The 18,645-nt window shown below is 72.8% G+C and carries 22 protein-coding genes; 14 read left to right on the top strand and 8 right to left on the bottom strand.

Features of this window, described 5'->3' with window-relative positions; all coding sequences use genetic code 11:
• Positions 1 to 80: 80 nt before the first annotated feature.
• Together BAY60_RS13195 and BAY60_RS13200 are read right to left on the bottom strand one after the other, a co-directional pair.
• Complete coding sequence (locus BAY60_RS13195; protein WP_112281235.1) at positions 81 to 1,037, bottom strand: SMI1/KNR4 family protein; 957 nt, start codon at positions 1,035 to 1,037, stop codon at positions 81 to 83.
• A gap of 30 nt (positions 1,038 to 1,067) precedes the next feature.
• Entirely contained in the window at positions 1,068 to 2,561 is a 1,494-nt protein-coding gene (locus BAY60_RS13200; RefSeq protein WP_112281236.1) for a leucyl aminopeptidase, read from the bottom strand.
• Positions 2,562 to 2,641: 80 nt separating this feature from the next.
• On the opposite strand from BAY60_RS13200, the gene BAY60_RS13205 reads away from it, so the two are divergent.
• Together BAY60_RS13205 and BAY60_RS13210 are read left to right on the top strand one after the other, a co-directional pair.
• On the top strand, positions 2,642 to 3,553 hold the full coding sequence (locus tag BAY60_RS13205; RefSeq protein WP_211330317.1) for a hypothetical protein: 912 nt from the start codon (positions 2,642 to 2,644) through the stop codon (positions 3,551 to 3,553).
• Positions 3,547 to 4,176 carry a ribonuclease FAU-1 family protein gene (locus BAY60_RS13210; RefSeq protein WP_245992480.1) on the top strand — a complete coding sequence of 210 codons (630 nt, stop codon included), beginning with the start codon at positions 3,547 to 3,549 and terminating at the stop codon, positions 4,174 to 4,176. The genes BAY60_RS13205 and BAY60_RS13210 overlap by 7 nt, the downstream gene beginning before the upstream one ends.
• Before the next feature lie 15 nt (positions 4,177 to 4,191).
• On the opposite strand, the gene BAY60_RS13215 is transcribed toward BAY60_RS13210, so the two are convergent.
• Positions 4,192 to 4,497 (bottom strand): hypothetical protein, encoded by a 306-nt coding sequence (locus BAY60_RS13215; protein ID WP_112282356.1) that lies wholly within the window; start codon positions 4,495 to 4,497, stop codon positions 4,192 to 4,194.
• A gap of 60 nt (positions 4,498 to 4,557) precedes the next feature.
• Between BAY60_RS13215 and BAY60_RS13220 the strand changes: the two genes are divergently transcribed.
• Positions 4,558 to 5,667, top strand: coding sequence for a branched-chain amino acid aminotransferase (locus BAY60_RS13220; protein ID WP_112281237.1), 1,110 nt, complete (start codon positions 4,558 to 4,560; stop codon positions 5,665 to 5,667).
• Positions 5,668 to 5,757: 90 nt separating this feature from the next.
• Here BAY60_RS13220 and cobT read toward each other — a convergent pair whose 3' ends face one another.
• The 3 genes from cobT to BAY60_RS13235 are packed head-to-tail and all read right to left on the bottom strand — an operon-like array spanning position 5,758 to position 8,014.
• On the bottom strand, positions 5,758 to 6,780 hold the full coding sequence (gene cobT, locus BAY60_RS13225; protein ID WP_112282357.1) for a nicotinate-nucleotide--dimethylbenzimidazole phosphoribosyltransferase: 1,023 nt from the start codon (positions 6,778 to 6,780) through the stop codon (positions 5,758 to 5,760).
• 9 nt (positions 6,781 to 6,789) lie between these two features.
• The gene (locus BAY60_RS13230; protein ID WP_112281238.1) at positions 6,790 to 7,743 is read right to left on the bottom strand and encodes a sugar-binding transcriptional regulator; all 954 of its coding nucleotides are present in this window, start codon (positions 7,741 to 7,743) and stop codon (positions 6,790 to 6,792) included.
• Positions 7,744 to 7,747: 4 nt separating this feature from the next.
• The gene (locus tag BAY60_RS13235) at positions 7,748 to 8,014 is read right to left on the bottom strand and encodes an HPr family phosphocarrier protein (RefSeq protein WP_112281239.1); all 267 of its coding nucleotides are present in this window, start codon (positions 8,012 to 8,014) and stop codon (positions 7,748 to 7,750) included.
• Between the two features lie 127 nt (positions 8,015 to 8,141).
• Between BAY60_RS13235 and srlA the strand changes: the two genes are divergently transcribed.
• From srlA to BAY60_RS13285, 10 genes are all read left to right on the top strand, one after another.
• Positions 8,142 to 8,789, top strand: a complete 648-nt coding sequence (gene srlA, locus BAY60_RS13240; protein ID WP_243852296.1) for a PTS glucitol/sorbitol transporter subunit IIC — start codon at positions 8,142 to 8,144, stop codon at positions 8,787 to 8,789.
• Positions 8,789 to 9,835 (top strand): PTS glucitol/sorbitol transporter subunit IIB, encoded by a 1,047-nt coding sequence (gene srlE / locus BAY60_RS13245; RefSeq protein WP_112281241.1) that lies wholly within the window; start codon positions 8,789 to 8,791, stop codon positions 9,833 to 9,835. The genes srlA and srlE overlap by 1 nt, the downstream gene beginning before the upstream one ends.
• Before the next feature lie 82 nt (positions 9,836 to 9,917).
• A complete protein-coding gene (locus BAY60_RS13250) occupies positions 9,918 to 10,292 on the top strand; it encodes a PTS glucitol/sorbitol transporter subunit IIA (RefSeq protein WP_112281242.1) in 375 nt (124 codons plus the stop codon).
• Positions 10,289 to 10,684, top strand: a complete 396-nt coding sequence (locus tag BAY60_RS13255; protein WP_112281243.1) for a transcriptional regulator GutM — start codon at positions 10,289 to 10,291, stop codon at positions 10,682 to 10,684. The genes BAY60_RS13250 and BAY60_RS13255 overlap by 4 nt, the downstream gene beginning before the upstream one ends.
• 173 nt (positions 10,685 to 10,857) lie before the next feature.
• Complete coding sequence (locus BAY60_RS13260) at positions 10,858 to 12,165, top strand: NAD(P)H-dependent oxidoreductase (RefSeq protein WP_112281244.1); 1,308 nt, start codon at positions 10,858 to 10,860, stop codon at positions 12,163 to 12,165.
• Positions 12,156 to 13,127 carry a thiamine pyrophosphate-dependent dehydrogenase E1 component subunit alpha gene (locus BAY60_RS13265; protein ID WP_112281245.1) on the top strand — a complete coding sequence of 324 codons (972 nt, stop codon included), beginning with the start codon at positions 12,156 to 12,158 and terminating at the stop codon, positions 13,125 to 13,127. The genes BAY60_RS13260 and BAY60_RS13265 overlap by 10 nt, the downstream gene beginning before the upstream one ends.
• Complete coding sequence (locus BAY60_RS13270) at positions 13,124 to 14,128, top strand: alpha-ketoacid dehydrogenase subunit beta (protein WP_112281246.1); 1,005 nt, start codon at positions 13,124 to 13,126, stop codon at positions 14,126 to 14,128. The genes BAY60_RS13265 and BAY60_RS13270 overlap by 4 nt, the downstream gene beginning before the upstream one ends.
• On the top strand, positions 14,122 to 15,243 hold the full coding sequence (locus BAY60_RS13275; protein WP_112281247.1) for a dihydrolipoamide acetyltransferase family protein: 1,122 nt from the start codon (positions 14,122 to 14,124) through the stop codon (positions 15,241 to 15,243). Before BAY60_RS13270 ends, BAY60_RS13275 begins: the two co-directional genes overlap by 7 nt.
• 7 nt (positions 15,244 to 15,250) lie before the next feature.
• Entirely contained in the window at positions 15,251 to 15,988 is a 738-nt protein-coding gene (gene ispD, locus BAY60_RS13280; protein ID WP_112281248.1) for a 2-C-methyl-D-erythritol 4-phosphate cytidylyltransferase, read from the top strand.
• Between the two features lie 5 nt (positions 15,989 to 15,993).
• Positions 15,994 to 16,347, top strand: a complete 354-nt coding sequence (locus BAY60_RS13285; RefSeq protein WP_112281249.1) for a hypothetical protein — start codon at positions 15,994 to 15,996, stop codon at positions 16,345 to 16,347.
• A 7-nt stretch (positions 16,348 to 16,354) separates the two neighbouring features.
• Here BAY60_RS13285 and BAY60_RS13290 read toward each other — a convergent pair whose 3' ends face one another.
• Both BAY60_RS13290 and BAY60_RS13295 read right to left on the bottom strand, forming a co-directional pair.
• Positions 16,355 to 17,350 carry an aldo/keto reductase family protein gene (locus tag BAY60_RS13290; protein WP_112282358.1) on the bottom strand — a complete coding sequence of 332 codons (996 nt, stop codon included), beginning with the start codon at positions 17,348 to 17,350 and terminating at the stop codon, positions 16,355 to 16,357.
• A 79-nt stretch (positions 17,351 to 17,429) separates the two neighbouring features.
• A complete protein-coding gene (locus tag BAY60_RS13295; RefSeq protein ID WP_112281250.1) occupies positions 17,430 to 18,089 on the bottom strand; it encodes a DUF3043 domain-containing protein in 660 nt (219 codons plus the stop codon).
• 138 nt (positions 18,090 to 18,227) lie between these two features.
• Here BAY60_RS13295 and BAY60_RS13300 point away from each other — a divergent pair, with 138 nt between their 5' ends.
• A complete protein-coding gene (locus BAY60_RS13300; protein ID WP_112281251.1) occupies positions 18,228 to 18,605 on the top strand; it encodes a HesB/IscA family protein in 378 nt (125 codons plus the stop codon).
• Positions 18,606 to 18,645: the final 40 nt, after the last annotated feature.

The following is an 18,645-nucleotide window of genomic DNA, read 5'->3' on the forward strand; positions in this document are numbered from 1 at the left end:
TCCTGCGTTCGGGCCCGCGAGTCCTGCGTTCGGGCCCGCGAGTCCTGCGTTCGGGCCCGCGAGTCCTGCGTTCCGGGCCGTCAGCCGCTGCTGGCCTCCAGCAGCCGCAGGTGCTCCTCCAGCAGCGAGCGGATCCCCGGATGGGTGGTCTCGCCGAACAGCGGGTCCCAGTCCAGCACCTCGCCGGTGGCGGGCCGCAGTACGACCGTCCCCGGTTCGCTGATCGTCACGCCGTCGGCGTCGGCGGTCAGTTCCGAGACCCCGAGCAGGCGCGGGAACACCACGTCGGCGGGCAGGCCGTCGCAGGTGAGCAGGAACTCGCGGTAGTCGTCCGGGAGGGTCAGGCCGAGCCTGCGCTCGGCCGCGGCGATGCCCGCCGCCGACGCCGGTGGCGGAGCGCTGTCCGGCTCTCCGCGCAGCCGCAGGATCTCGCCGATCAGCCCCGGCCAGTGCCGGTGCTCCGCGGCGGGCTGGTAGCGCTGATGCAGCGCGGCGATCAGCGTGCCCGCGTAGTCCCGCGCCCAGTCCCGCGGCACGGTCAGCACCCCGCGCACCAGCAGGGGCGCCACGTGCCGGCACGCCGCCAGCGTCGCCACGTCCGGCTTCACGTCGTCGCGGGCCAGTTCCGCCCACCTGGCGAGCGCCGAGGTGGCGCCGTCGGCGTCGCCCTCCGCCGCGCGCGCCTGCGCCTCGGCCGCGGCGGTCCGCAGCTCACCGGCGTCCTTGGCCAGGTGGTCCCGGTGCGCCTCCTCCTCGGCGTCGAGGTCGAGCGGGTCCAGTTCCCCCGCCCAGTCCGGCAGCGCGCCGCGCGCCTCCAGCAGCATCGCCCAGGCCCGTGCGGTCAGCGGGTCCGCGGTGAACGTCGTGACCGGCCGTCCCGTGCAGGCGTGCCAGCGCCGCACCAGCCGGTCGGACTCGCTCGTCGCCCCGGCACAGGCCAGCAGCAGCGCGGCGTACCCGATCGCGGCGTCGACCTCCGCGTCGGCGGCCGTGAGCACCTCGCGCACGGCCGCCTCGGCGTAGGTCTGCCCGCCCATCGACGTCGTCGCAGGAAGTCGCCGGAACGGTCAGCCGTTGTCGGCGATGTCGGCGAGCACGGCCGCGATCGTGCGCACCGGCACGCCCGTGCCGCCCTTGCCGGTGTAGCCCCACGGCGAGCCCGTGTTGAACGAGGGCCCCGCGATGTCGATGTGGGCCCACGGCAGGTCGTCGGCGACGAACTCCCGCAGGAAGATGCCCGCGGCGAGCATGCCGCCCCAGCGCGCGCCCGTGACGTTGGCGATGTCGGCCAGTTTCGAGTCCAGGTCGGCCCGCAGCTCCTCCGGCAGCGGCATCGGCCAGCCGCCCTCACCGGTGGCCTGCGCGATCCCGGCCACGCGGTCGCGGAAGTCGTCGCTGCCCATGATCCCGGCCGTGCGGTTGCCCAGCGCCACCACCTGCGCGCCGGTGAGCGTGGACGTCTCGATCAGGTAATCCGGGTCGTCCTCCGCGGCGCGCACGATGGCGTCGGCGAGCACGAGCCTGCCCTCGGCGTCGGTGTTGAGCACCTCGACGGTCTTGCCGCCGTACATCGTGAGCACGTCGCCGGGACGGTAGGACGTGCCCGAGGGCATGTTCTCCGCCAGCGGCAGATACGCCGTGACCTCCAGCGGGTACTTGAGCTTGGCGGCGAGCAGCGCCGAGGCGAGCACGGCCGCGGCCCCGGACATGTCCGAGGTCATGTGGTCCATGTTCGCGGCGGGCTTGAGCGAGATGCCGCCCGTGTCGAACGTGATGCCCTTGCCGACCAGCGCCACCTTCTTCCTCGGCCTTGCGCCCTTGTAGGCGATGCGCACCAGGCGCGGCGGCCGCGACGAGCCGCCGCCGACGCCGAGGATGCCGCCGTAGCCCTTGCGCTTGAGCGCGCGCTCGTCGAGCACCTCGAACTCCAGGCCCTCCGCCTCGGCGAGCGAGCGGGCGCGGTCGGCGAAGGAGGCGGGGAACAGGTCGTTGGGCGGGGTGTTGATGAGGTCGCGCGCGATGACGACCGCCTCGGCGATGGCGGTGGCCGCCTTCAGCGTCGCGCGGTGCTGCCGCGTGGTGCCCTCGGTGGGAGCGCCGACGTCGACGGCCGACACCGGTGCGTCGCCGGGCTCGGACTTGTACTCGGTGAAGCTGTAGGCGCCCAGCACGGTGCCCTCCACCGCCGCCTGCAGGTCGATCACCGACAGCGTGGTCAGCGCGCGGGCCGTCCCCGCCAGCGCCCTGCCGGACGCGCCCGCCGCGCGGCGGACCTGCTCGGCGGTGGGCTCCGGCGCGCCCAGCCCCACGGCGAGCACCACGCCCGCGGGCAGCGTGCCCAGCGTGGGGACCTTGACGACCTCCTCGGCCTTACCGGTGGCCCCGAGGGTGCGCAGCACCTCGACGAGAGTGCCGCCCAGCGCGGCGTCGACGGCCTCGGCGCCCGGCGCCAGCTCCAGCCCGTTCGCGCCCTGCACGGTGCCGACCACCACGGCCTCGGCCCGGGACTTGCCCAGCGCCGCCTCGGTGATCTCGGAAAGGGCCAGCTTCGGCACGCTCACATCGGACTCCTCGTTCGGTACTGCACGTCTGTCGGCCATGCTATTGACGACGTGATGATCGCTGAGAGGTAGGTACGCGCGTGCAGGTCGGAGCGGGCCTTCTCGGCGCGCTGGCCGTGGCGGCGTCGGCGGCGGGCTGGTGGCTGCTCGGCGGGTTCGCGCTCGCGGCGCTGCTCGCCGCTTGTGCGCAGTGGACGGTGCCCGAGCCGGAAGGGCGCACCGGCCGCCTGCTCGCCGGGCTGCCCACGGTGTCGGCGCTGAGCAGGGTGGTGTTGTTCGCGAGCGTCTTCGCGGCGTACTCGGTGCCCGCGTACCGGCCGCTCGCGGCGGCGGGGTTCGTCGTGCTCGTCGCCGTGGCCGACGCGGCAGGGATTCACCTTGGCGGGTACTGGCGCCGCTGGATCGCGGGGCTGCTGATCGTGGCCGCGCTGGCGTTCGTCGCGTTGTGCGTGGCGATCGAACCCGCCGCGCGTCCGGAGCCGCCGGGCTCGCCCGGCTGGAGCGGCCTGCTGCTCGCCGCCGCCGTCGGTCTGCCTGCCTTCGCGGGCCTGGACCGCAGGCGTCTCGCGGCGGGAACCGTGCTGGCGCTCGCTGTCGCGGCGGCGGCGCTGTACCAGGCAGGGCCCGTCCGGCTGGGCCTGTCGCCGACGTCGTTGCGGGACGTGCTGGCCGCCGCCGACGCGCAGGCGCTCGAGCCGGTGCTCGGGGTGGTGGTCGTGCTGGCGACCGCGCCCGCCGCGCTGCTCGCGTTCACCGCCGCGCGGGAGGCGGTGCGGCCCGCGAACCGCGTGCGCGGCGCGCTCGTGGCCGGACTTGCCGCCGCGCTCGCCGCGGCCGTGCTGACACCGCTCGGTGCGGTGCTGCTGGCGGCCGGGCTCGCGGTCGCCGAGGCGTTGGCCGCGGCGGTGGCGACCGGCAGGCCGACCGGCCGCGCCGTGGCCACCGGCGTGCTGGCGGTCGCGCTGCTGGCGGGGCTGGTGTTCGCGTGGTGACCTGGCGGCCCGGCGAGACCGCCGTGCTGACGTTCGCGCGCCCGGACGGCAGCGTGGGCCAGCAGCATCCGCTGCGTGTGCTCGCCGACGACGGCCGCGAGCTGCTCGGCTGGCTGCCCGCCGGCACGCCCATCGTGAGCAGCAGGCTCGCCGACGGCAGGCGGATGCGCGACGCCCCGCTGGCCGAGCGGTTCACCCTGCCGCGGGTGCGGACCCGCGACGCCTGGTGGACCCGGTCCACCCTGCGGCTGGTGGACGACGCCGCGTGGGCGTCGGTGTGGTGGTTCTTCGATGCCGCCGGGGTGTTCACGGACTGGTACGTCAACCTGGAGATCCCGCTGGGGCGGGACGACCGGGGCCCGGTGCGGATCGACGGCGTGCTCGACCTCGTGGTCGGCGCGGACCGGCGCTGGGCGTGGAAGGACGAGGACGAGGCGGACGAGGCGGTGCGTGCAGGCAGGCTCACCGCCGGGCAGCTGCGGCGGCTGCGCGCGGAGGGCGAGCGGTACGCGGCGCTGGCCGAGGCGGGCGCGTTTCCGTTCGACGGGACGTGGACGGACTTCCGTCCCGAGCCGGCCTGGCCGGCGCCCGAGTTGCCGGACGACCTGCTGCGCGGCCTGTGACCGGCGCTCGGGCCGTCAGGAGGCCATCAGGTAGGCGAGGCCCAGCAGCACCGCCGCCGCCACGGCCAGCCCCGCCAGGCGCGAGCCGGGCAGGTCGCGCGGGAAGACCTTCTCGTTGAGGTTCTTCCACCAGACGACCCCGAACACGGCCCCGATGATGCCGAGGAGCCCGCCGAAGCCGCCTGCCATGACGTAGCCGATGAGCACGAGCATGCCGCCCGCGAAGGTCAGCAGCGCGGCGGCGGTGAACGTCTTGACGTCGGAGGCGGGGCCTGCGGAGACGCTGTTTCCGCCTGCAGGCCGCGGAGGCTGGGAGATCACCACCTCATCGTAGAGGCTGGGGAATGTTCTGACGTCCTACTAACGAGATATGCTGCGGCCATGACGACGACGATCCCCTTCACCCGTACCCTCAGCTCGGCTCCCGCCTCCGCGGAGCGGGTAGCGGAGGTACTGGCGAAGCCGGGGTTCGGCGTCCATTTCACCGACCACATGGTCACCGTCAGGTGGGACCGCGAGCGCGGCTGGCACGACGCCGAGCTGCGCCCGTACGAGGCGTTCACCCTGGACCCGGCCACCGCCGTGCTGCACTACGGGCAGGCGATCTTCGAGGGGCTCAAGGCCTACCGCCAGCCGGACGGCTCCATCAACGCGTTCCGGCCGGAGGCCAACGCCGAGCGGTTCCGCACCTCGGCCCGCAGGCTGGCGATGCCGCAGCTGCCCGACGAGCTGTTCCTCGGCTCGCTGCACGAGCTGATCGCCGCCGACAACCGGTGGGTGCCCACCCGGCAGGGCGACACGCTGTACCTGCGGCCGTTCATGATCGCCACCGAGGCGGGGCTGGGCGTGAACCGGCCGTCCGGCAGCTACCTGTACACGCTGATCGGCTCGCCTGCCGGGTCGTACTTCTCCGGCGGTGTGCAGCCGGTGAGCGTGTGGCTGTCCACCGAGTACGTGCGGGCCGCGCCCGGAGGCACCGGCTTCGCCAAGTGCGCCGGCAACTACGCGGCGTCGTTCGTGGCGCAGGCGCAGGCCGTCGAGCAGGGCTGTGACCAGGTGGTGTGGCTGGATGCCGTCGAGCGCCGGTGGGTCGAGGAGATGGGCGGGATGAACCTGTTCTTCGTCTTCGGCTCCGGTGACGACGCCAAGGTCGTGACGCCCGAGCTGAGCGGCTCGCTGCTGCCTGGCATCACCCGTGACTCGCTGCTGAAGCTGGTCGCCGACCACGGCTATCGCGTGGAGGAGCGGCGCATCTCCACCGACGAGTGGGAGAAGGCGGCACGCTCCGGCGAGCTGACCGAGGTGTTCGCCTGCGGCACCGCCGCCGTCATCACCCCGGTCGGCCGGGTCAAGCACGCCGGCGGCGAGTTCACGGTGTCCGGCGGCAGGCCCGGCGAGCTCACCCTGCGCCTGCGCGAGGAGCTCACCGGTATCCAGGAGGGCACCCGCCCCGACCCGCACGGCTGGATGCACCAGCTCGCGAGCGCCTGACCCGAAGCTCCCCAATGCGGCATTGGTGGCGTTGAACGCTACGAATGCCGCATTGGGGAAGTTGAGCGCTACGAATGCCACATTGGGGAACTACCTGGCAGTCGGTGACGCCGGTCGCAGTTCGGCGAGCAGGCGGACGGACACCGTCAGCAAGGGCAGGGCGGCGGCCGCACCGGTTCCGCCGCCGAGGCCGATACCGAGGTCCACGATCGGCTCCAGGTCCAGGTGGTCGAGGGCCAGCGCGTGGGCGGGCTCGGTGGACCGGTGCGCCGCCACCCACCAGCTCCGCGCGCCCGGCGCCAGTTCCTCGGCCACCAGCGCGGCGGCGGCCGCCGAGAGCCCGTCCAGCACCACCGGCGTCCGGCGCACGGCCGCCTGCGCGAGGAACCCCGCCATCGCGGCCAGGTCGGCGCCACCCGCCGTGCGCAGCAGGTCCATCGGGTCGCCCAGCACCGGCCGCGCCCTGCGCAGCGCGTCGCGCACGGCGAGGGCCTTGCGCATCCACCCGTTGTCGTCGATGCCGGACCCGCGGCCGATGACGGCGACCGGCTCGGTGCCGGTCAGCGCGGCGACGAGCGCCGACGCCGGGGTGCTCGCGCCGACGCCCAGCTCGGCGGGCACGAGCAGGTCCGCGCCCTCGTCCACCTCGGCATCGGCCAGCCGCATCCCGGCGCGCACGGCCGCCTCGGCCTGCGTCTCGCTCAGAGCGTCCTCGACGTCGATGGAGCCCGACGCGCGGCGGACCTTGAACGGGCCGTCCTCGTCGCTGTCCACCGCGATGTCCTCGACCCGCAGGCCCGCGCCCGCCGCCTCGGCGAGCACGTTCAGCGCGGCACCGCCGTCCCTCACGGCCGTGAGCAGGGTTCGCGTGTACGCGGGACCGTGGGCGGAGACGCCGCGTGCCGCGATGCCGTGGTCGGCGGCGAACACGACGAGGCGCGGCCGGCGAAACGGCCGCGGCGGCGACTGGGCCTGGCAGGCCGCGACCCAGGCGGCGAGCGTGGCCAGGGTGCCGAGCGAACCGGCGGGCTTGAGCACCGTGGCCTCCCGCTTGCGGGCCTCGGCACGGGCGAGCTCGTCGGGCATGGGGACGGTCGGGAACTCGATGCGCACGCGCACAAGCTACCGGGCGTCCCGGGCGAGCAGCGCCCTGGCCAGCGAGCTGTCGCACACCAGCACGTCCAGCACGCGCGTGCGCAGCGCGCCGAGCGCGCCACCGGCCTTCTCCGGCCCCGCCGCGACACCCGCGACCAGCGGGATGGCGGCGAGATCGGCCAGCGAGACGCCCAGCACGCGGTCGTCGGTGGGCCCGAGGATCGCCTTGCCCTCGGCATCGAAGAAGCGCGCGCACACGTCGCCTGCCGGGTGCGCGGCGTCGAACCGCTCCCGCTCGGATTCGCTGAGACTCATGGCCTTCACCAGCGAGGCCGACGAGCCGTGTCCGGCGCTGCCGATGCCCACCAGCGCCACCTGCACCCGCCGTGCGGCGTCGAGCGTGCGCTGGATGGACGGCTCGGCGAGCAGCACGTCGCGGCCTGCCTTGGACGTCAGCAGCGCGGGCGCGTGCAGCCGCTGGAACCGGCCCCCGACCCGGCCCGCGAGGTCGCGCACCAGCTCCTCACCGCTGATCGCCGAGTCCACTGCGGACAACCCGCCCACGAGCGGCAGCACCTCGACGTCGAGTCCGCCCTCGTCGGGGATGTGCTGCACGACGGCCTGCAGCCCGTGCCCCCACGACACACCGACCTGCTGGCCGGGGTGGAGATTGTCCAGCAGCCAGCGGGCACCGAGGTCGCCGACCCTCGACAGTGGACGGTCGCCGCTGTGGATCTCGGCGACCCGGCAGTCCCGGAGCCCGAAACGCGCCGTCAGCTCCGACTCCAGGTCCATGTCCCTGCCGGTGGGATCGTTGATCTGGATGCGGACGATGCCGCGTTCGCGGGCGGCCGTCAGCATCCGCGACACGCTCGACCTGCTGACCTGCAGTGCCGTCGCGATCTCGTTCTGCGAACGGCCCTCCTCGTAGTACAACCGGGCCGCCTTCACCAGCAGTTGCTGGTCGCGCGGTGGGGGCATCGGCTCACGCGTCCCCGTCGTGCACGAGAAGCCGCGACAGCTCCCGCAGCGCGGCGTCGGCGCCCTCGCCCTCGGTGCGCAGCACCACCTCCTCGCCGTGCCCGATGGCCAGGCTCAGCACCGACAGCATGCTGCGCGCGTCCACTGGCTCCGTGCCCGGCCGTCCGATGAAGACGGACCCGGAATGCTGGGCCGCGGCCTTGACGAACTGGCTCGCGGGCCGCGCGTGCAGGCCGACGGGGGACGCGATCTTGACGCGGATCTCCGGCATGCGGGCTCCTTCGCGGTTGGGTCTTGTCGCCGATTGAGCGGCATGTTACACACATCACTGGCAAACGTGAAGAACGTACGCACAAATGTGCACATGCCGGTATGGGGGGCCGAGAAGGAGGCCAGGAATGCACGTGCTTGCTGTAATGGCGCAGCAGCAGCCGGCACAGCCGGAAGGCGAGACGAGCGGTGGTGTGCTCGGCGTCTTCGAATGGCTGGGCACCCATTTCATCGGGCTGTTCAACGAGTCGGGCGAGCAGTTCGTCGGGCTGATCACCGGCATCCTGCCGACGTTGATCGTGCTGCTCACGTTCATGTACGCGCTCACCACGTTCATCGGTGAGCAGCGGGTCACCAGGGCGGTGCAGTGGTCGGCCCGCTGGTGGATCACCCGCTACACCGTGATGCCGATCATCGCGGTGCTCATGCTGACCAACCCGATGTGCTACTCGTTCGGCCGGTTCCTGCCGGAACGGCACAAGCCGGCCTTCTACGACTCCGCGGTGTCGTTCGTGCACCCGGTGACGACGTTCTTCCCGTACGCCAACGCGGGTGAGCTGTTCGTCTGGCTGGGCATCGCCAACGGGGTGACACAGCTCGGGGAGTCGACGGTTCCGCTGGCACTGCGGTACTTCCTCGTCGGCATCCTCGTGATCTTCATTCGCGGGATCGTCACCGAGAAGATCACCGCGTTCATGATCAAGCGAACCGGCCGCACCGAGGTGTTCGCCGATTTCGACCGTGAGTTCGAGGCAGCCAAGGCAGGTGGACGCTGATGAGCGAGATGGAGACCCACACCTCACGGGCGGTGTTCGTCAAGCCGGGGCCGGGTGGCTGGGGCCGCGGCCTGCTCCTGCGCACCGACGGCACGCGCACGAAGGTCCTTTCGGTCACCGGTGGCGGCATCCACCCGGTGGCGGCGCGGATCGCGGAGCTCACCGGCGCGGAGGCGGTCGACGGCTTCACCACGACCGTGCCCGACGACGAGGTCGTCGCGGCCGTCATCAACTGCGGCGGCACCGCGCGCATCGGCGTGTACCCGCGCAAGGGCATTCCCACCGTCGACGTCTACCCGGGCGCGCCGGGTGGCCCGCTCGCGCAGTTCATCACCGAGGAGCTGTTCGTCTCCGCCGTCGGCACCGACCAGGTCACACCGTCCACAACGGACGAGGCGCCGGTGGAGGACGGGCCTGCCACGGCGCGGCCCGCCGTGCCGCCGCGCGAGGAGCGGCCGTCGTCGCGGGACGTCGCGGCGACCGTGGCCGGCGGAGGGAAGTTCGGCCAGACCTTCAACTCCGTCACCGGCGTCTTCGTCAAGTTCGGTTCCGGGGTCGGCTCGTTCGTGAACACGATGCTCGCGGCCGGACGGCAGACCGTGGACCTCACGCTCAAGACGATCCTGCCGTTCATGGCCTACGTGAGCCTGTTGCTCGGCATCGTCACCTACACCGGGGTCGCCGAGTGGATGGGCCGGGTGCTCTCGCCCATCGCGAGCAACCCGATCGGGCTCGTGGCGATCAGCCTCGTCGTGGCGCTGCCGTTCCTGTCGCCGATCCTCGGTCCCGGCGCGGCCATCGCGCAGGTGATCGGCACGCTGATGGGCAGCCAGATCGCCATCGGCGCGCTGCCGGTGCAGTACGCGCTGCCCACCCTGTTCGCCATCAACGGCCAGGTCGGCTGCGACTTCGTGCCGGTCGGTCTCGCGCTCGGCGAGGCGAAACCCGAGACGGTCGCCGTCGGCACCCCGGCCGTGCTCGTCAGCCGGATGATCACCGCGCCCCTTGCGGTCGTGATCGCCTGGGCCGCAAGCTTCGGGCTGTAGCGGCCGTGCACACGAGACGGCGCGCGGCCGGCGGACGAGCCCTGACGTCGCGCGCAGGGTCGCGGGAGTGAGGGAGGCAAGCATGAACGTGTACTACGAGAGCACCGTCCTGCGGGCGGGCAACGAGGCGGGCGACATGGTCGAGGGCGGGGTGGTGATCCTCTACGCCGACCCGATCCCGGACGCGCTGGAGAGCGTCAGCGTCGTGCACGGCCCGGCGAGGGGTCCCGAGCGCGAGATCCGGCCCGGTGACGTCTTCTCGCTCGGCGAGCAGCGGGTCGAGCTGGTGGCCGTCGGGGAGCGGGCGCACGAGAACCTGCGCACGCTCGGCCACATCGTCGTCTACCTCAACCCGGACGAGGGCACGTCGCTGCTGCCGGGGGCGGTGCACGGCCGCGGCACGGTGACGGTGCCCGAGGCGGGCGCCCGGCTCGCGCTGAGCGGAGCGGCGTCGTGACCTGGCAGGCGATGGCGTTGCTGCTGAGCGGGTTCGTCGTCGCCGGGATCCTGAGCTACCGCCAGCATCTGGGCTACCAGCGAGCGGTGAACGAGCTGGCGGACGCGGAGAACCGCAGCGGTGTGCTGCTGGTCAGCGGCAGGGCCAAGGGCAGGCTCCGCGGCGCGATCGTGCTGCTGGCGATCGACCGGCGCCGGGGCCACGTCATCCGGGCGAGAGCGATGGAGGGCGCGTCGGTGTTCGCGGGGTTTCGCGAGCGTCCCGAGCTGGCGGGCCCCGTGGAGGGCGCCGAGGAACGGGCCGGGTCCAAGGCGATGGCCAAGGCCGTGCACGAGGCGCTGGGTATGGCCAGCAGGCTCAACGCCGGAACGCTGAAATCGAAGGCCGCCTGACGGCCGGACGACGGAGACGACGGCGCCCCACGCGAACGCCCGCGCGGGGCGCCGTTCTGTTTGCACATACGTGCGCACTGCCGGTCTTGTGTGCGGCCGATTTCCCGTGCTACCAAAGAAAGCACGACGGTGCACATCATGTGCACATATGTGCAGACCGGAGGGTTGTGCGGATGAGTTATGTCGATCGGCTGCGGGCGCGGCAGCGCGAGCTGGGCCGCCCGGTGAGGGTCGGTCTCGTCGGCGCGGGCCAGATGGGCCTCGGCTTCGTGGTGCAGGCGAGCCGCATCGACGGCATGGAGGTCGCCGCCATCGCCGACCTCGCGCCCGGCCGGGGGCGGCACGCCTTCGAGCAGGCCGGGCGCGACGGCGTGGTCGTCACCAACGAGCCAGGCCGTGCCTCCCGGACCATCACCGACGGCGGCGTGGTGGTCACCGAGGACGCCACCACCCTCACCCAGCTGCCGCTGGACGTGCTCGTCGACGCCAGCGGCGTGCCGGAGGTCGGCGCGCGGATCGCGTTCGCGGGCCTGCTGGCGGGCAAGGACATCGCGATGCTCAACGTCGAGTGCGACGTCACGGTGGGGCTGCTGCTCGCGCACCTCGCACAGCGGCTCGGCCGCGTCTACACCGTGTGCCGGGGCGACGAACCGGTCGAGTGCAAGGCGCTGGTGGACTACGTGCGTGACATCGGCTTCGAGGTCGTGTGCGCGGGCAAGGGCAAGAACAACCCGCTCGACCCTTCGGCCACTCCGGCCTCGGTCGCCGACGCGGCGGCGGCCAAGGGCATGAACCCGCACATGCTCGCGAGCTTCGTCGACGGCTCCAAGACCATGATCGAGCTGGCCGCGCTCGCCAACGGCGCGGACCTCGCCGTGCCCGCCCGCGGGCTCACCGGTCCACACTGCACGGTGGAAGGGCTCGCCGAGACGTTCCGGCCCGCCGCCGACGGCGGGGTGCTGCCCGGTGCGGGCGTCGTGGACTACTGCACCGGCCCGGTCGCGCCCGGCGTGTTCGTCGTCGGCCGCAGCGACCACCCCGTGGTCGTGGAGGAGATGGCCTACCTGAGCATGGGCAAGGGCCCGTACTACGCCTTCTACCGGCCCTACCACCTGGCGAGCGTGGAGGCACCGCTGTCGGTGGCCGAGGCGGTGCTCGACCGCACGCCGAGCCTCGCGCCGCGGGCCTGGAACGCCGAGGTGCTGGCCGTGGCCAAGCGCGATCTGCGCGAGGGCGAGTCGATCGACGGCATCGGCGGCCAGACCGTCTACGGCGTCACCGACAGCGCCGCGAGCGCCGCCGAAGGGGGCCACATCCCGCTCGGGCTGGTCGCCGGGGCGCGCGTGCTGCGCGACGTGCCCGCCGGGACGCCGCTGACCGCCGCGGACGTCGCGATCGACGAGACCACCACGATCGCCACCCTGCGCAGGCTGCAGGACCGGGTGCTCGCGGGCGAGGAGGTGGCCGCGGCATGGACCTGACCAAGGACGCGGACGCGGCGCGGGAGACACTGCGGACGATGTGGACGATCCGCCGGTTCGAGGAGGCGGTGGACGACCTCTTCGCCCGCGGGCTGATGCACGGCACGATGCACCTGTCGATCGGGCAGGAGGCGGTGCCCGCGGGCGCCTGCCTTGCGCTGCGCGAGGGCGACTACATCACCTCGACGCACCGCGGCCACGGGCACTGCATCGCCAGGGGCGCGCGGATCGACGCGATGATGGCGGAACTGCTGGCCAAGGAGACCGGCTACTGCCGGGGCCGGGGCGGCTCGATGCACATCGCCGACGTCGCGACCGGCAACCTCGGCGCCAACGGCATCGTCGCGGGCGGCGTGCCGATCGCGGCCGGTGCGGGGCTGGCCGTGTCGCTGCGCGGGGGCGACGAGGTGGTGGTGAGCTTCTTCGGCGACGGCGCCGTCAACGAGGGCGCCTGGCACGAGGGGGTCAACCTCGCCGCGATCTGGGACCTGCCCGTGGTGTTCGTGTGCGAGAACAACCACTACGGCATGTCCATGTCGGTGGGCAAGGCGTTCAAGGTCGACCGCCTCGCCGAGCGCGCCGCCGCCTACGGCATCCCCGGGGTGACCGTCGACGGCAACGACCCGCAGGCCGTGCACGACGCCGTCTCCGACGCGGTGCACCGGGCCAGGGCCGGGCGGGGGCCGAGCCTGGTCGAGGCCGTGACCTACCGCTGGAAGGGCCATTCGAAGAGCGACAAGAACCTCTACCGCACGCGGGAGGAGATCGAGGCCTGGCGCGAGCAGGACCCGATCGTGCGGTTCGAGCGGGCGGTCGCGGCGACACTGTCCGACGCGGACGTCGCCGCCTGCCGGGACGAGGCGAGGGACGCCGTGCGCGAGGCGATCCGCGTGGCCAACGCGGCACCGGACGCGCGGGCCGACTCGCTGGCCGACGCCGTGTACGCGGGGAGCGAAGCATGACCGCCGTACTGCCGCAGCAGCGCACCCTGACCTACGCCGAGGCGGTGCGCGAGGCGCTGGCGCAGGCGATGGAGGCCGACGAGCGCGTGTTCCTGCTCGGCGAGGACATCGGCACCTACGGTGGCGCGTTCGGCGTCACCGGCGATCTGGTGCACCGGTTCGGCGAGCGGCGGGTACGGGACACGCCGATCAGCGAGCTGGGCATCGTCGGCGCGGCGGTGGGGGCCGCGCTGGCGGGCATGCGCCCGGTCGTGGAGATCCAGTTCTCGGACTTCACCGCCCAGGCCATGGACCAGATCGTCAACCAGGCCGCCAAGATTCACTTCATGCTCGGCGGGGCGGCGAGCGTGCCGATGGTGCTGCGGGCACCGGGCGGCTCGGGCACGGGCGCGGCGGCGCAGCACTCGCAGAGCCTGGAGGCGTGGTTCGCGCACGTGCCCGGCCTCAAGGTCGTCATGCCGAGCACGGCGGCCGACGCCAAGGGGCTGCTGCTCGCGGCGATCGACGACCCGAACCCGGTGATCGTGCTGGAGCACAAGCTGCTCTACAAGCAGAGCGGCCCGGTGCCGGAGGAGGCCACGCGCGTGCGGCTGGGGGAGACAGCCGTGCGGCGCAGCGGGGGCGACGTGACGATCGTGGCGACCGGGGTGATGGTGTCGCGGGCGCTGGAGGCGGCGGGGCAGCTGGCGGCCGAGGGCATCGAGGCGAGCGTGCTGGACCCGCGCACGCTGCGACCGCTCGACGCGGCGCCCATCGTGGACAGCGTGACGGCGACGGGAAGGGCACTGCTGGTGCAGGAGGCGCCACAGACCGGCGGTTTCATGGCGGAGGTGGCGGCCGCGATCGTCGAGTCCAGCGCGTTCGGGCACCTGCGGGCACCCGTGGCCAGGCTGTGCGGGCTGGATGTGCCGATCCCGTACGCGCCGCAGCTGGAGCGGGCCGCCGTGCCGCAGACCGGCGACATCGTGCGCAGGGCGCGGGAGCTGGTGACGACGTGGTAGCCAGGGAGATCCCGCTCGTCATGCCGAAGATGTCGATGACGATGACCGAGGGCGTGTTCGTGGCCTGGCGCAGGGCCGTGGGGGACCGCGTGCGCCAGGGCGACGTGGTGTGCGAGGTGACCACCGACAAGGTGGACATGGAGGTGGAGGCCACCGTCGACGGCACGCTGAGCAGGCTCGTCGCCGAGCCCGAGGACGTCATCGCGGTGGGGGAGCCGATCGCCTACGTCGCCTCCGAGTCCGACGACCTGCTGGAGGGCCTGTTCGACACCCCCTCCCCGCCTCCCGAGCCGGAGCGGGAACAGGAACCCGGGCCCCGGCCCGCCGCGGTGGCGGTCCGGGCAGGCGGGGTGGCCGCCGTACCCGCGGCCCGCAGGCTCGCCGCGGCCCGCGGCATCGACCTGGCCGCCGTGCGGCCCACGGGGCCGTGGAACACGATCCGGCTGTCCGATCTGGACACTGTCGACACCGGGGAGCCGCCGAGGGAACGCAGGCCGCGGGGCGGCAGGGCCGTGATCGCGCGGCGGATGGCCGCCAGCGCCGAGGTGCCGCAGTTCGTGCTGTATCGCGATGTCGACCTGGAGACGGCGGCGCGGTCGGGGCACGGGTGGACGGCCGTGTTCACCGCGGTGCTCGCGGCGGCGCTGCGCCGCCATCCCGCGCTCAACGCGAGGTGGGTGGACGGTGCGCCGCGGCCGCACGAGCACGTCGGTGTCGCACTCGCCGTCGACACCGAGCGCGGCCTGCTCGCACCCGTGCTCACCGACCCGGACCGGCAGAGCCTCGACGCGCTGTCCGCCCGCATCGCCGACGTCGTGGCCAGGGCCCGGACGGGCAGGCTGGAGCTGGCCGAGCTGTCCGCACCGGCCACCACCACCCTGTCGAACCTGGGCGGGCTCGGCGTCGAGGCGTTCCAGGCACTGCTCACGCCGCCGCAGGCCACGGCACTGTCGCTGGGCGCGGTGACGCCGAAGGTGGTGCCCGTGCCGGGTGGCATCGGCACGCGCCTGCGCTGCACAGTCGGGCTGAGCGTGGATCACCGGGTCGCCGACGGCGCCGACGGTGCGCGGCTGCTCGCCACGGTCCAGGAGCTGCTGGACGGCGAGCTCGTATGATCGCCGGGTGGCACGACGGAAAGCGCGACGCACGCCGTACGCCGCGGGAGTCGTGCTGGCGAGCGGGGCAGGAACCCGGGTGGGGGCCGGGATGAACAAGGTCTACCTGCCGCTGGCGGGCCGCAGGCTCGTCTCGTGGTCGCTGGGTGCGTTCGCGAGGGTGCCCGAGATCGGCGTGCTCGTGCTCGTGGCCCGCCCCCAGGACACCGAGCTGGTGGAGTGGGTGCTGGACCGGGAGGTCGACGGCGCCGAGGTGGAGCTGGTCCACGGCGGCGACACGCGGCAGGAGTCCGAGCTGAAGGCGCTGCGGCACCTCGCGAGCCGGATCGACGAGGGGACCGTCGACACGGTGTTGCTGCACGACGCCGCGCGCCCGCTGGTGAGCCCGTCGCTGATCGCCGGGGTCCTGCACGCGGCGCGCGAGCACGGCGGCGCGGTTCCGGGGCTGCCCGCGGACGACATCGTGGCGGTGGGCGGTGACGGCAGCACGCTCGCCGAGCAGGCACCGGGGTCGATCATCCGGGCGCAGACGCCGCAGGGATTCCGCGCGGCGCCGCTGCTCGCGGCCTACGAGCAGGCCGCGCGCGAGGAGTTCCTCGGCACCGACACCGCCTCCTGCATGGAACGGTTCTCCGGGCTGCCGGTGCACTGGGTGCGCGGCGAGCAGCGCAACTTCAAGATCACGTACCCGCACGATCTGGTGATCGCCGAGCAGGTGCTCGCGGCCGAGGACTATCAGAGGTGAGGCGGATGGGTGTCGTCGAGCGGGCCACGCTGCTGTGCCACCACTGCGGTGAGGAGACCCCGCACGAGCTGGCGTACGCGGGGCGGCTGCTGGTGGTCACGACGTGCACCCGGTGCGGCACCAGCATCGAACGGGACGTGCGCCGCCGCTACCTCGCCGACCTGCGGCACCGGATGACCAGCAAGCCCGGCCGGATGCTGCGCCGGTTCCGCAGGCATCCGGTGAGCTTCGCGGGCTCGCTGCCGCGCACCACCGTGCTCAAGCCGTGGGAGCTGCTGGAGGAGGTGCGGCTCGTCTGGAGCGCCGCCGCCGACGCCCGCAGGCACGACTCCCGGCCGGAGCGCGACCGGGAGTCGTGACACCCGGTTACAGGACCGGGCTCCTGGTCTGGCGCGGGTCGGTCTCGACGACGCCGAGCAGTGCGGTGTCGATGGCGGTGAGCAGGTCGGCGTCGAGCTGCACGCCCGCCGCCTTGACGTTCTCGTGCACCTGCTCCGGCCGCGACGCGCCGATGATCGCGGAGGCGACGTTGTCGTTCTGCAGCACCCACGCCACGGCGAGCTGGGCGAGGGAGAGCCCGGCCTGGTCGGCCAGCGGGCGCAGCTTCTCCACGCGCTCGAGCACCTCGTCGCGCAGGAAGCGCTTGACCATGTCGGCGCCGCCCTTCTCGTCGGTGGCGCGGGACCCGGCTGGCGCGGGCTGGCCGGGGCGGTACTTGCCGGTGAGCACGCCCTGCGCGATCGGCGACCACACGATCTGGCTCAGGCCCTCGCGCTCGCAGGCGGGAATCACCTGCTCCTCGATGACCCGCCAGAGCATGTTGTACTGCGGCTGGTTGGACACGAACGGGATCTTCAGCTCGCGGGCGAGCGCCGCGCCGCGCGTGATCTGCTCGGCCGACCACTCGGAGACACCGACGTAGAGGACCTTGCCCTGGCGGACCAGGTCGGCGAAGGCGACCATGGTCTCCTCGAGCGGGACGGTCTGGTCGAACCGGTGGGCCTGGTAGAGGTCGAGGTAGTCCGTGCCGAGGCGCTTCAGCGACGCGTGGGCCGACTCCATGATGTGCTTGCGGCTCAGGCCCTTGTCGTTGGGTCCCTTCGGCCCGGTCGGCCAGAAGACCTTGGTGAAGATCTCCAGGCTCTCCCGGCGCTGTCCCGCCAGGCCGCGCCCGAGCACGGCCTCGGCGGCGGTGTTGGCGTAGACGTCGGCGGTGTCGAAGGTGGTGATGCCGGCGTCGAGCGCCGCCTTGATGCACGCCTGGGCCTGCTCCTCCTCGACCTGGGAACCGTGGGTGAGCCAGTTGCCGTACGAGATTTCACTGACCGAAAGGCCACTGCGGCCGAGACGACGAAACTCCATGTCCGCCACCCTAGCCGTCAATCGTTTGCAATGCTAACGACCTGGAGTGACTCCAGCCGCCGGTCCCGGCGCGCGCCGGTCAGGGGATGGGCTGGCCGGGCTTGACGCGCGGCTTCGGCATGCGCAGCTTGCGGACCTGGCTGGCCCGGACGAAGGCGTACCAGCCGATCGAGACGCCGCGGACGTTCTCGTCCGGGAAACGCTGCCGCACGAGCTTGGTGATGCGGCGGCCGTTGAGGAAACCCTCGACCAGCATGCCGAGCAGGAAAACGGTGGTCACCAGCGTGCCGTACTGCTGGAACTCCGGCACCGGGACCAGCAGCGTCACGAACACCAGGATCGCCAGGGGCATGAACAGCCCGAGGATGTTGCGCCGGGAGTCCACGAGGTCGCGCACGTAGGCCTTCACCGGCCCGCGGTCACGCGGCAGCAGGTAACGCTCGTCACCGGCCATCATGCGCTCGCGGCGCTCCCTGGCGGCCGCCCTGCGCTCCTCCTTGCTCACCGGGTTCTGCTTGCGCAACTCCCGGTTGCGCTTGATGGCCTCGCGCGTGGTGCGCGGCGGCGGCGCCACCGGGCCCCTGCGCTTGCCCTCGGCCTCCCGGCGGCGCGGCGTGGCCCGGCCTTTACCTGGGGTGTAGCCCCTCGGGCGGTGAGATTCGGCAGCCGAGTCGGCGTCGACGGTGTCGGCCTCGGCGACATCGGCATCATCGGAACTGTTACGGCGCAGGAACCTCACCGCACCAGGGTATTGCAGGCCGCACTGCTGATGTTCAGCCGGTCCGGATGTGTGTCACCATGGAAGGCAGGGAACAGAACGGGAGCTGGGCTTGTTGCTACCAGTACCCGCCCTGCAGACAGACCTTGAGGGAGTGTCATGACGACCGCTGAGCAGACCGGCAACACCACGGCCGACGCCGGTGAGGCCACGCACGGCGTCACGCTGACCGACGCCGCCGCGGCCAAGGCCAAGGCGCTGCTCGACCAGGAGGGCCGCGATGACATGCACCTGCGCATCGCCGTCCAGCCCGGCGGCTGTGCCGGCCTCCGCTACCAGCTGTTCTTCGACGAGCGCACGCTCGACGGCGACCTGTTCCGGGAGTTCAACGGCCTGCGCGTGGCCGTCGACCGGATGAGCGCCCCCTACGTGCAGGGCGCCGAGATCGACTTCGTCGACACCATCGAGAAGCAGGGCTTCACCATCGACAACCCCAACGCCGGTGGTTCCTGCGCCTGCGGTGACTCGTTCCACTGAGTCCGCGGACCCCAGCGTAGAGAGCACACAGGGGGCGCGA

It is taken from the genome of Prauserella muralis, assembly GCF_003202285.1.
Classification (GTDB): Bacteria; Actinomycetota; Actinomycetes; order Mycobacteriales; family Pseudonocardiaceae; genus Prauserella_B; species Prauserella_B muralis.